The organism is Nocardia veterana NBRC 100344, assembly GCF_000308855.1.
GTDB lineage: Bacteria > Actinomycetota > Actinomycetes > Mycobacteriales > Mycobacteriaceae > Nocardia > Nocardia veterana.
The window spans coordinates 26,973-39,337 of the sequence record NZ_BAGM01000085.1 but is presented as its reverse complement, the minus strand read 5'-3'; the positions used below and the strand labels follow the sequence as shown (position 1 = coordinate 39,337).

Below are 12,365 nucleotides of genomic sequence, written 5' to 3'. Positions count from 1 at the left end.
CCGCGGTGCAGCGGGCCCGCGCCGCGACTCCGAGCGCCGCCGCCCGATTCCCGCCCTCGAGGTCGAGGACACGAGGCGACCGGACGCCGATTCCCCTGCCACGCATCCGAACCGCGAACGAAATATCGGCAACGGCGGTGCGCAGGACACGGCGACGGCAGCGCCCGGTCGTCCGCGTGATTCGGAACCGGGTAGCTCCGCGCGGTCGGCGCCGGTCACCGGCGCGGGCGCCACCCGGAATCCGGACCCGGACCAGGCGGCCGCCGATACGCGCAGCCGCTCGAAAGCGGTTCGTGCGCCGAGCCGTCCGCACGACGATCAGCGGCCGGTAACCGGTTCGGAACGGATCGAGGAAGATTCCGCGCAACCCGTGGACGGCCGTTCCGAGGCCGAGGAATCCGTGGTGGCCGATGCGGATCCGGCGGCCGATGCGTCGGAGGACTCCGGCGAATCGTCGACGGCCGTCGGCGGGGCGAGCCCCATGGATATCGACACAGCGGACGCGCGGGCCGCGGCTCGGCAGCCCGGCACCGCCGAATCCCGCACGCGGGATACCGATTCCGATGATTCGAGCGCCCCCGACGACGCATCGGCGCACGAGCTCCCCTCGGTCGGCCGCCCGCGCCGGCGGGGCGGACCGGACAGTCGGCCCGACGATCGAGAGATTTCGCATGCGCAAGGCACGTCCCACCCGGCCGACCCGCCGGCCGGATTCGAATACGTTCCCCCCGCGACTCGGGCGGGCCGAACCGTGACCGGTGACTACGACCGGCCCTCCCGCCGCCCCGGCTACGACAGCTACGGTTCCCGGGGCGCGAGCCGGCGTACCGACGGCGCCCCGCGGCGGAGCGGGCGCGGGCAGCGCACCCTGCGCGATCGCAACGGCTCGAAAATGGCCTCCTACGAACAACTCTCGCGGGCCGCGCGGACCGAGGACCCGGCCGATCGGCGCGCCCGGCGAACCAAACCGGCCAAGAAGAAGAATCAGGGCCCGCCACTGCTCGACGACGCGGAGCGGGCCCGGCTCGAGGCCGTCGCCCGGGAGGGCGCGGGACTGCGCGCCGCCTGGGCGGCCTTCCGGATCCGCACCGATGATCTGCGCCGCGTCAACGCCGCGGCCCGCATCGAATCGGTGGTCGAGGACGGCTTCGACCGGGGCACCGCGCAATTGACCGATCGCGGCTACATCGGTCCCGGCGGCGGCCGGATGAACGTGGTCGGCCGGCCTGTCGAATACCGCGCCACGACGGCGCAGGTCGCCGGGCTGTGGCCGTGGTCGGTCGGCGCCGGCGCCCCGCTGATCGGCACGCCGTTGGGCTCACATCTGCACACTGGCGCACCGGTCTGTTTCGACCCGATGAACTGGTTCATGCGCGGCAGTTTCATCACCGCGCCCAGCCTGTTCGTGCTGGGCCTCAACGGTTTCGGCAAATCGTCGCTGGTGCGGCGGATCGTCCTGGGCGGTGTGGCGCAGGGCATCACGCCGTTGATCCTCGCCGACGTCAAGCCGGACTACCGCAAACTGGTGGAGCTGGTCGGCGGCCAGGTGATCGATCTGGGCTACGGCCACGGCAAACTCAATCCGCTGGCCGGTGGCGTGCTCGGCTCGATCGTGCCGATGCTGGCGGACATCCCCGCCCTGCAGCTGCAGGTGACCCAGGAATTGCGGGCCCGGCAGGTCACCCTGATCGCCGGTCTGGTCGAATTGGTGCGCGGCGCCCGGGTCCGCGACTACGAGGAAACCCTGATCTCCACGGCCCTGCGCATCCTCTACCGCGAGGGCAGCGGCTTCGCGCCGGAATCCCCGCCGATCATGGAGGATCTGCTCGACGTGGTGATCCGCGGCGGCGAGGAACTGATGCTCGACGCCGGTGCCGACAACCCCGAGGAGTATCACGAGGCCACCAAGGGCCTGCGCCGGTCCTTGCGGGCGCTCACCCAGGGGCCGTTCGGCGCGGTCTTCAACGGCCAGACCACCACGCCGATCGACACGTCCGCGGTGGCGGTGTGCATCGACGTCTCGCACATCCCGACCGGTGACAAGAAGCTGAAGGCCGCGGTGATGCTGGCCTGCTGGGCCGACGGCTTCGCCTCGGTGGAGGCGGCGCATGTACTCGCCGACGGAAAACTCGGGCCGCAGCGATACTTCCAGGTCGTGATGGACGAGCTGTGGCAGGTCCTGGGGCTGGGCGACTTCATGGTGGACCGGGTCGACGAGCTGACCCGTCTGCAACGTGGCATGGCGACCTCGCTGATCATGATCAGCCACACCATCAAGGATCTGCAATCGCTGGGGTCCGAGGCGGCGATCGCCAAGGCGCTCGGCTTCCTGGAACGCGCCCGCGCCAAGATCTTCGGCGCGCTGCCGCCCGAGGAGATCAGTCGATTGGACTCGACCATCCCGTTCACCGCCGCGGAGGAGGAGATGGTCACCGGCTGGTCGGCGCCGCAGGCGCTGACCGGCGAGGCGCTCAAACCGGGCCAGGCCCGCCCACCGGCGCCCGGTACCGGAAAGTTCCTGCTCAAGATCGGCGAGGACCGGCGCCCGGGAATTCCGTTCCAGATGGAGTTCACGGCGTCGGAGAAGGAGAGCGGGATCCACGAAACCAACCAGCGTTTCAGCGAATTCACCGAATCCACGGCCCGCAGGGGCGATGAGGGGAGTGCCGCGTGATGCCGCAAAGGTCATACCGACGAGTGTCTCCGCAGGTGCGGCAGGCGGCGGTGGAACAGGTCATCGCGCTGACCGACAAACTGCGCAGCGAATCGGAGGCCTGCCGGGTCGTCGCCGAACAGATCGGCGTGCACACCAATTCGGTGCGCAACTGGGTGCGCGCCGCCGAAGGTCCCAGCCTGGAGCGGATGGACGCGGTGGCGCTGCGCCGGAAGGTGGCACTGCTGCAGCAGCAGCTGGCCGCCGCCGCGGAGATGAACCGCACCCTGGTGGAAACCCTGAACGAAACTCGCCGCGCGACATGACGGGTGCGCGGTGAACGCGAGAACCCTCACCGCCCTCGTCCTCGGCGGTGTCGTCTCCCTGATCACCCTGGTGGTGGTGATCGTGCTGCCCGCGTCGGAGGATCCGTGTGCGGATCAGCCGACGACGCCGGGTTCGGGCCTGCCCGACACCTCCGATGCCCCGTGGGCAGCACGGGCCCCGGAATCCGGGTCGACCACTCCCGGCAGCTCGGCCGACCCGCACACTTCGACAGCCCCCGCCACCGGTGCGGCCGATATCCCTGCGGCACAGGCGCATCCGAGCGCCAGCGGTGCGCCGTCGCTGGCCGCGGGCATCGCGCCGATCCGGCGGACCTGGCCGTTGCCGGCCGGTTCGTTCACGGTGTCGGACACCTTCGGTGCGCGCGGTGGCGCCCATCTGGGCGTCGACCTGGCCGCGCCGGACGGCACACCGGAATTCGCGGTGGCCGACGGCGTGGTGGTGGCGGCCGGTCCCGCCTCCGGCTTCGGCAACTGGATCGTCATCGATTCCGTCGATGTGAACGGCCGGCCCTTCTCGGCCGTCTACGGTCACGAGTGGGCGAGCGGCGTCAAGGTGCGGGTGGGCCAGCGGGTCCGGGCCGGGCAGGAGATCGGTGCGGTCGGGTCGGCCGGTGAATCCTCCGGCCCGCATCTGCATTTCGAGATCGTGCCCGGCGGCCGCCTGACCGGTGGGCATCAGATCGATCCGCTGCCCTGGCTGGACGGGGCGCTCACGCCGAACGCCGGCGGCGCCTACCCGTACTCGGCGAATCCGCTGTGCAGTCGCGGATTCGGCACCGCCGGGGGCGCACTCGCCGATGGGAAGGTGCCGCCCGAACTCGAGGTCTGGTATCGCCGGGCCGGATCACTGTGCCCGGAGATCACCGCATCGGTGCTGGCCGCGCAGGGGCGTCAGGAATCCGGCTTCCAGCGGGGACTCACCTCGCCCGCGGGCGCCCAGGGCCTGGCCCAATTCCTGCCCAGCACCGCCCGTGCGACCGATCCGGACGACGGTCGGCCCTATCTGCTCGATGCCGACGGCAACGGCCGCAGCAGCCTGTGGGACGACGGGGACGCCATCATCGCGCAGGGCCGCTATATGTGTTCGATCGCCCATCAGATCGAGCGCTGGATCGGCGAGGGCAAGGTCCACGGCGATCTCGTGCCGTTGTCGCTGGCCGCCTACAACGCCGGTGAGGGCGCGGTTCTCGCCTCCGGTGGTATGCCGAACCAGGTGGCCGCGCACTTCTCCGAGACCCGGCCCTATGTCGCGAACATTCTGGCGATGGAGGCCCAGTACCGGGCACCCGGATCGATGGGCCGCTTCCAGCCCGGGCGCGGTTCGGCCGGCGCGGACATCCTGGCCGCCGCCCAGCAATGGGTGGGCACCCCGTACGTGTGGGGCGGTGGCGGGCCACAAGGTCCCACCGGCGGTGGCCTGGACGGCCCCGGATTGACCGCGGCGGCGGTGTTCGCGGCCTCCTCGGGCGCGAAGACGTTGCCGCAGACCGCCGAACAGCAATGGGAGGCCGGTGTGGAGGTCCCGATCCGCTCGGCGCAGCCGGGCGATCTGGTGTTCTCCCGATTCGGCGTGCGCGGGCCCGCCGAGGTCGGTATCTATGCCGGGAACGGTCGGATGATCCGCGCGGCCGAGCCATCGGGGGTCGGCGAGGCGCCGGTTCCCGGCGATGCGCGGTTACGGAGGGTGCTGTGAGCTCACCGGACACGGGACACGCCGAGCTCCCCGGGACGCACGGACTCGCCGACGGCGGGTGGCGACCGATAACCTGGAACGAACGCCCGTGTGCGCGGGCGCTGGGCCGCAGACCTACGGCACGGGCTGTCGATGCGAACCTGGTGGTGATGCTGGTGGCGTGCGTCGCACTGCTGACCGGCGCCTGTGCCGGCAACTCCGATCGTGGCGCGGCGCCGACGGTCACCTCGACGACCGTGCGACAGCTGGAAGCCGCTCCCGCGCCCGACCCCGCCACCCCGGACGGAGTCGCGGTCGCGGCGCTGCGCGAGATCTTCACCTGGTACCCGGCCACCGAGTCACAGGGTGCCTCGCTGTCGCGGGCCCGGAAATGGCTGGGCCCCAGCCTACTTCGCACGCTCGACACGCCGCCGGGGGAGCCGACGCCCCGCATCACGCTGCGCTGGGCGGAGTGGGGCCGGGCCGGAGTCCGGGTCGAGGCGTTCACCTTCGCCTCCGGCGAGCAGGCGCCGGGCACGGGTGATTCCGACCATCAGCAGTTCAAGATCGGCATCGAGCAAACGGCCGTGCATCCCGACGGCACCCGTGAACCGCTGCCACCCACGACGGTGATCGCTACCGTCGTACGCACCCCCGACGGCTGGCGGCTCGACGGATTCCGTTGAGCCGCAGACGACATCCCCGGTCACCTCAGGAGGCGAGATGGCGAAGAAGGTGAAGGACCCGGCCGATCCGGGTCCCGATCTCACCCTGTATCTGATCTACATCGGTTTCGCGGTGGTCGGAACCCTGTGGGCCGCACTGCATCTCGGCAACAAGCTGTCGACGACGCCGCAGGACGTACCGATCAACCCGGTCGCCGACATCGCCAAGATCGCCCGGGGGCAACTGGAATGGCCGCGCGCGTCCACGGTGATCGTGCTGCTGGTCGTGCTGGTGGTGGTCGCGCTCGTCCTGGTACGGCGGGAGATGAAGAAGCGGCGCAGCCGCGGCAGCCTTCCGGTCGATGCCAAGGCCCAGTACATGGGATCCGGCGGCGCGATCGCGGCGCTCACCGAGGCGGGGGTGCGAGCGAAGGCCGAACAGCTCGGGGTGCGGCTGGGCTACGAGGACTCACCGGGTGTGCCGATCGGAGTCGGCGTCGTCGACGGGGTGATGCTGTTCGGGTCCTACGAGGATCTGCACCTCGACATCTGGGGGCCGCGGCAGGGTAAGACCACCTCGCGGGTGATTCCCGCGATCCTGTCGGCGATCGGGCCGGTCCTGGTCACCTCCAACAAACGCGATGTGGTGGATGCGACCCGAGACGTGCGGGAGGGCAAGGGTTCTCGCGCATTCGTCTTCGACCCCCAGGGCGTGGCGGGGGAGACGCACGCCACCTGGTTCTGGGATCCGCTGGGCTGGGTGGATGCCCGGCACGAAGGCTGTGAGATGCGCGCGGCCCGGCTCGCCGGGCATTTCGCCGATGCCGAGGACACGGACGGCACGCCGGACAGCTATTTCGATCCGGAAGCCGAAGATCTGCTCGCGGGCCTGTTCCTCGCCGCCGCCGTGGCCAACCGGCCGATCACACAGGTGTGGGAGTGGGTGACCGATCCGAGCAACACCGAATCCGTTCAGCTGCTGCGCGCGGCCAGCCATCATCTGGTGGCCTCCGGTCTGGCTCAGCAGTACAACACCTCCGAACGGGTGCGCGACAGCATCTTCGGTACCGCGAAGAAAATGGTGCGCTGCCTGAAGCTGTCGAACGTCCATCAGTGGGTGACCCCGGGCGGGGACCGCTATCAGTTCGACGAGTGGGATTTCCTGGACCGCAACGGCACACTCTACTGTCTCTCGCTCGAAGGCCGCGGCTCGGCCGGTCCGCTGGTCAGCGCCTTGACCGAGGCGGTTGTCGACGTCGCGATGCGCAAGGCCACCCATCAGCACATGGGCCGGCTGTCGATTCCGTTGCTGGCGGTGCTCGACGAGGCGGCCAACATCGTGCGCTGGAAGGATCTGCCGAAGCAGTACAGCCACTTCGGATCTCGCGGCATCGTCGTCATGACCGTGCTGCAGTCCTGGGCGCAGGGCGTGCGCTGCTGGGGTCAGGCGGGGATGGAGGCGCTGTGGGCAGCGGCCAACATCAAGGTTCTCGGGCCCGGTATCGACGATATGACCTTCCTCGCCGCACGCTCGGAGGCGATCGGCGACTACGACTCGATTTCGGCATCGGTGTCCGAATCCAAAGGCGGCAAGAGCTATTCGCGCTCGCTCGGGTCCTCGCGCACCCTCAATCCGAATGCCCTGGCGACCCTGCCGCGCGGCCGGGCCGTGGTGTTCGCGTCCGGGACGCCGGCCGTGCTCGTGCGGACCGTGCCGTGGTGGGAAGGGGAGTACGCTGCCGAGGTGCGCAAGTCGATCGACCATCACGATCCGCAGCGGCGCACCACGATGAGTGATCTGGTGGGCGAGCGGACCGTGCTCGACGGTGGCGAGATGCCCGGACAGCCGCCCACGACCTACGGACAGCCCGAGGAGGTTCGCCCGCTGTGACCGACCAGCCCCAGGACATGATCTATTCGAATGTGGTCGAGTTCGTCGAGAACTATCTCAGCCTCGTCTATCGCCGGCAGGTCACCGACCTCACCGACACCGTGTGGTGTCCGGAATGGTGGAAGCACGCCGAGGCGGCGATGCGGCTCGAAGCACTGTGGCGCGCATGGGAATACCTGCGTCAGGACGCGCAGACCGGAATGAGCGTGTGGTTCCTCGACCACGCCGATCCGCACATGTCGCGGCTTTTCGACCCGCGCGGACCGTTCAAATACTGCAGTGTGCGCAACGGGCACAAGGACATGCTCAGCCCGCTGCCGCTGACCCCGCCGCAACAGGGCATGTTCGGCGAACCCAGCGGCGCCGATCCGAACAAGAGCTGAGACTACCCGAAACCGGCTGTGCCGCCGCCTGATTCGGGCGGCGGCACAGCGGTGCACGGTTCTGGTTCAGCGAGATCGATCGCGGGAGCGCTCGCGTTCGCGCATCCGCTCGTCGTGTTCGCGAGCGCGAGTGACACGCGGTGGTTCTTCCGGCCGGGTCCGCACGGCGGCCTGCGGCGGCTGGGCCTGGCTGACATCCATGAGCATGCGCACCGCCGCCAGTTCCGGTGCGACACCGACCCGAGACAGATGGGCGGCCAGTGCCTGGCGGCGCTCGGGGGAGTCGTAGCGGGTCAGTTCGCGCTCGCGCGACTTCTGACGTTCGACCGTGCGGGCGACCCGGGAGTGGGTGGCCTTCTCCAGCGACACACCCCGGTCCAGGGCCGGTCGTTCCAACATGCGGGCCAGTTCCAGGTTCCGCGGATCCTTCGCCTTGGCCTCCCGGGCCTCGCGCAGCAACCGTTCCCGGGTTTCCTTCACCCGCTCCTGGGTGACCTTGACGCGTGCTTCGGCTTCTCGTTGACCACGTTCGCGGGTGCGCAGTGCGACCAATGTCGCAAGCTGCAACATTTGCCTCATCAAAGCCGCTGTCTCGCGGCCGATGTCGTCGAGTTCCTCGGCCATTGCCTGCTCCCCGATGCTGCAGTGATCACTATGGACGATTGTGGTGCTTCGGATCGGACTCCGCCACACGAACGGGTGATTCGCCCGGCGAGGCCCCGGCCTGTCTGCACAGCGTGAACACGGCTCGCGGCGGTGCAGGCCCACCCCGTGCGGGGGGTGACCAGCAACAGCGCGGTCCGCTCTATGAGGTTACCAGCGCGGAGGAGGGCAGCCTAACTTCGGCGGGACAACGAATCCGCATAGTCCACATTCCGGGCCGATGGCCGAACTTTCGGACGATATTCGATTTCCGGACCAATCGGGCGGAAATTCTGTTCCCGTCACGGTGGCAGCGGATCCGCTGCGGTGCACCGGATCCGGGCCCGTCACCGCGCGGGTGCGGCGACGGGCGCGCGGAATCAGCTGAGCTGCACCGACTTCACGGTGACGGGGCGCTTCGGTGCGCCGTCCCCGGCCGACGGGTCCTGCACGCCGTCCTCGGCGATGGCGTCGAGCGTCTGCAAGCCGGCCTCGTCGACCGTGCCGAAGATGGTGTACTGCGGCGGCAACTGGGAGTCGCCGTAGACCAGGAAGAACTGGCTGCCGTTGGTGTCGGGCCCGCTGTTGGCCATCGCCACCACTCCGCGCTTGTACTGGACCGGGACCTGCTGGGCGGTGGGGTCACCAGGGGCGTATTGGTCGGTCGGGTATTCGTTGGCGAAGGCGTAACCCGGCCCGCCGGTGCCCTTACCGCTGGGATCGCCGCACTGCAGCACCTTCAGGCCCTCGCCGGTGGTGAGGCGGTGGCAGGGGGTGTCGTCGTAGAACTTCTGCTGGACGAGACTGACGAAACTGTTGACGGTGCAGGGTGATTCGGCGGCGTTGAGCGCGATGCCGATCCGGCCGCGGTCGGTCTCGATGGCTACCTTCGGCGAATCGGTGGTCGAAACCTCGGTCTGTTCCGGCTTGTGTACCGGTTTGGCGGCCGGGCCGCCGTCGGTGTAGGCGCAGCTGACGGTCGCGGCCTTGGGCTTGGCCGCCGGCGGGGGTGCGGCCTGCGGGGTGGAGGAGAGCGAGGCGTCGGGGGTCGCGGCGGCCGCGTTCTGCGAGTCGTCGCCGCGGGTCAGGTAATAGATCCCGACCCCCGCCGCGACGACCACGACCACACCGAGCGCGGATCCGGCGATCGCCAGCTGCTTGCGCTTGCGGGCGCGCTGCGCCTGTCGCTCCAGTCGGCGTTCCAGCTTGCGTTTGGCCGCCGCTCGTCGCTGTTCGTTGGTCGGCACTACCCGGTCCTCCCGTGTCGGTTGCTTATCGGCATAAGAGTGTGCCATCAGTTCCTGAGACGACGCCTAACTTCCCCGGATCGTTCCGTACAATCGCCCAGCTCGGCCCGGGGCCGGGGTAACCGGTTGGACTTGCCGCTGCCGGGTGGGGGAAACTGGACCATTGTGACCAAGACCAGCAGCTTCACCGCCCCGAAAGGGATTCCGGATTATGTGCCGCCCGCCTCGGCGGAGTTCGTCGCCGTGCGGGACGGATTGGTGCGCGCCGCGCGCCTGGCCGGATACGGACATGTGGAGCTGCCCGTCTTCGAGGACACGGCGCTGTTCGCCCGGGGCGTGGGCGAATCGACCGATGTGGTCACCAAGGAGATGTACACCTTCGCCGATCGCGGCGGCCGCAGCGTGACGCTGCGGCCGGAAGGCACCGCCGGGGTGATGCGCGCGGTGATCGAACACGGACTCGACCGCGGGCAGCTGCCGGTCAAGCTGTGCTATTCGGGCCCCTTCTTCCGCTACGAGCGGCCACAGGCCGGACGCTATCGGCAGCTGCAGCAGGTCGGCGTCGAGGCCATCGGGGTCGACGATCCGGCGCTGGACGCCGAGGTGATCGCCGTCGCCGACGCGGGTTTCCGCAGCCTCGGGCTCAACGGATTCCGGCTCGAGATCACCTCGCTCGGTGACGAGACCTGCCGGCCGCAGTACCGGGAGCTGCTGCAGGAATTCCTGTTCGCGCTGCCCCTGGACGAGGACACCCGCCGTCGTGCGGAGATCAACCCGCTGCGGGTGCTCGACGACAAGCGCAAGGAGGTCCGGGAGCTGACCGCCGACGCGCCGCTGATGCTCGATCACCTGTCGGATTCGGCGAAGGCGCACTTCGAGCAGGTCCTCGGCCATCTGGACGCGCTCGGCGTGCCGTATGTGGTCAACCCGCGCATGGTGCGCGGTCTGGATTACTACACCAAGACCACCTTCGAATTCGTGCACGACGGTCTGGGGGCACAATCCGGGATCGGCGGCGGTGGCCGCTACGACGGCCTGATGGCCGAACTCGGCGGCCAGCCGCTCTCGGGGATCGGCTTCGGGCTCGGTGTGGACCGGACCCTGCTGGCCCTGCAGGCCGAGGGGAAGACCGCCGGCGACCCGGCGCGGGTCGACGTCTTCGGTGTGCCGCTGGGCGAGTCGGCGATGGCGCGGCTGGTCGTGGTCGCCGCGCAGCTGCGCGCCGCCGGAATCCGGGTGGATCTCGCCTACGGCGGGCGTGGGGTCAAGGGCGCGATGAAGGCGGCCGACCGTTCCGGCGCGGCGTTCGCGCTGGTACTCGGCGATCGCGATCTGGCCGAGGAGCAGATCGGATTGAAGGATCTCGGCACCGGCGACCAGCGTCAGATCCCGCTCGCGGAGGTCGTGGCGCAGGTGTCGGCCGCGCTGGGCGAGCGATCGTAGTACGGTTCGATCATGTCTCGGATGCCGTGCCGCACAGATGTTTCCACGTGGCGGCCCGGCCGGGTGGCGGTCGCGGGCGCGTGAACGAGTCGTCGAACTCCGCGGCGCCGCAACCGGTCGGCCTCGATCTGATCGCGCCCGAGCTGTACGCGCCGATGTTGCGGCGGCTCGCGCTCGGTGCGGTCGGGGTCGGGGTGGTCGTCGGACTGGTGGTCGGATGGGTGGCCGGCTGGCCGGTCGGCGTTCTCGTCGGCGGGGTGATCGGCGCCCCGACCGCGATCTACGCGCTCGTTGTCCGGCGGCGTCGAATGTGGTTGGCGGGCACCGTGCTCGAGGCCCGTACCGCGCTGGGACGGCGACGGCTCGACATCGCCGACGCCAGCGGTGTCGAGGTGCTGGTGTATCCCGGCCGGCTCAGCCGCATCGTGGTGCGGATCACCGCGGGTGGTCGCGCCCAGACCGTGCCGCTGGCCATGTACACCGATGCCGGCAGCGGTCGCGAATTGCACATTCTCGGCCTGCGCAGCCTCGCCGATGCGCTGTCCGCGGCGGAACTGGCGGCCGCGCTCGCGCTCTCCGGGCTGCTGGTCGGGCAGCTCCGGGCCGAGGCCAGAGATGCCGGCCTGGCGGATCGGCCGCTCTATCGCGCCGTGCAACTGGTGCGGGCCCGGGACATCGTGCAGCCGGTCCGGCTCAGCGACAGCGATATCGCCGCGCTCAGCCGCGACGCCGCCTGACGATCCGCGGTCGGCGTCGGGCCGGTCGCCCGGGATGCGCCCCGTCCGGGCCGGCGCGCGGCATTCGCAGTCCGATCCGGTGAACGATTCGGTAACGGCCGGTCGCGGTGTCGCGCGCCGGCCGGACGAGTCATTCGCCCCGGTCGGCTACCTTTCGGCGTCCCTGCTCGCGACCGGCTCGGCCGGTTGACTTGGGCCTGTGACCAGTCTGGTATCGGAACCCGTGACGGCTTGACACTTTCATGTCTGGAATTACACCGGATCCCAGCGAACACTGAGATCGCAAGTATTTCCAGGAAGAAAGTAGTTCGAACGAAGGGTGCGCCATGCCTATCACAGTTCGCAGGGCGGCCGCGGGTGCCGCCATCGCCGTGGCACTCGGTGCCGTCGCTGCCCCGGCGGCCACGGCCGCCACGACCGCTCCGGCCTCCGCCTCCACTCCGACCGCGACGCAGGTCGGTTCGGTCGCGGTCTGCCTCAGCTTCGGCAGCGTCGTCGTGTGTCTCTGACCGGCCGAAACGAGGGCGCCGCCGACGAGGCGGTGCCCTCGCCGTGTGGGGGGCGGTGGCCGCCGCCGGCGCGTCGAATTCGCCTGCCGGCCGGGCCGACTCGACGGAGCTGTCTGGTTGCTCACGGCGATGCGATCCGTGCCGTGCGGATCGTTAGGGTTGGGAGGACCGAAGCC

At 69.8% G+C, this 12,365-nt stretch carries 11 protein-coding genes; 9 read left to right on the top strand and 2 right to left on the bottom strand.

Annotation, left to right across the window (positions count from 1 at the left end; translation table 11 throughout):
• Positions 1-481 precede the first annotated feature (481 nt).
• Genes ON37_RS15035 through ON37_RS15010 form a run of 6 tightly spaced genes read left to right on the top strand, consistent with a single transcriptional unit; the run spans position 482 to position 7,611 of the window.
• Entirely contained in the window at positions 482-2,674 is a 2,193-nt protein-coding gene (locus tag ON37_RS15035) for a putative type IV secretion/conjugal transfer ATPase (protein ID WP_245553205.1), read from the top strand.
• Positions 2,675-2,697: 23 nt separating this feature from the next.
• Positions 2,698-2,979, top strand: a complete 282-nt coding sequence (locus ON37_RS15030; RefSeq protein ID WP_245553203.1) for a transposase — start codon at positions 2,698-2,700, stop codon at positions 2,977-2,979.
• A gap of 10 nt (positions 2,980-2,989) precedes the next feature.
• Positions 2,990-4,693: a peptidoglycan DD-metalloendopeptidase family protein gene (locus ON37_RS15025; RefSeq protein WP_040720130.1), complete on the top strand. Its 1,704-nt coding sequence runs from the start codon at positions 2,990-2,992 to the stop codon at positions 4,691-4,693.
• A complete protein-coding gene (locus ON37_RS15020; RefSeq protein WP_245553202.1) occupies positions 4,690-5,358 on the top strand; it encodes a hypothetical protein in 669 nt (222 codons plus the stop codon). Before ON37_RS15025 ends, ON37_RS15020 begins: the two co-directional genes overlap by 4 nt.
• Before the next feature lie 37 nt (positions 5,359-5,395).
• Entirely contained in the window at positions 5,396-7,228 is a 1,833-nt protein-coding gene (locus ON37_RS15015; protein WP_040720127.1) for a type IV secretory system conjugative DNA transfer family protein, read from the top strand.
• Positions 7,225-7,611, top strand: a complete 387-nt coding sequence (locus ON37_RS15010) for a DUF4913 domain-containing protein (protein WP_245553201.1) — start codon at positions 7,225-7,227, stop codon at positions 7,609-7,611. Before ON37_RS15015 ends, ON37_RS15010 begins: the two co-directional genes overlap by 4 nt.
• A 66-nt stretch (positions 7,612-7,677) precedes the next feature.
• Here the strand turns inward: ON37_RS15010 and ON37_RS15005 are convergent, their stop codons facing one another.
• A complete protein-coding gene (locus ON37_RS15005; protein WP_040720124.1) occupies positions 7,678-8,235 on the bottom strand; it encodes a hypothetical protein in 558 nt (185 codons plus the stop codon).
• 398 nt (positions 8,236-8,633) lie between these two features.
• Positions 8,634-9,500, bottom strand: coding sequence for a peptidylprolyl isomerase (locus ON37_RS15000; RefSeq protein WP_040720123.1), 867 nt, complete (start codon positions 9,498-9,500; stop codon positions 8,634-8,636).
• A 165-nt stretch (positions 9,501-9,665) separates the two neighbouring features.
• Between ON37_RS15000 and hisS the strand changes: the two genes are divergently transcribed.
• The 3 genes from hisS to ON37_RS14985 all read left to right on the top strand — a co-directional run bounded on the left by hisS (position 9,666) and on the right by ON37_RS14985 (position 12,189).
• A complete protein-coding gene (hisS, locus tag ON37_RS14995; RefSeq protein WP_040720121.1) occupies positions 9,666-10,943 on the top strand; it encodes a histidine--tRNA ligase in 1,278 nt (425 codons plus the stop codon).
• Between the two features lie 80 nt (positions 10,944-11,023).
• Positions 11,024-11,680 (top strand): hypothetical protein, encoded by a 657-nt coding sequence (locus ON37_RS14990; RefSeq protein WP_040720146.1) that lies wholly within the window; start codon positions 11,024-11,026, stop codon positions 11,678-11,680.
• A 326-nt stretch (positions 11,681-12,006) separates the two neighbouring features.
• Positions 12,007-12,189 (top strand): hypothetical protein, encoded by a 183-nt coding sequence (locus ON37_RS14985; protein WP_040720119.1) that lies wholly within the window; start codon positions 12,007-12,009, stop codon positions 12,187-12,189.
• Positions 12,190-12,365 lie beyond the last annotated feature (176 nt).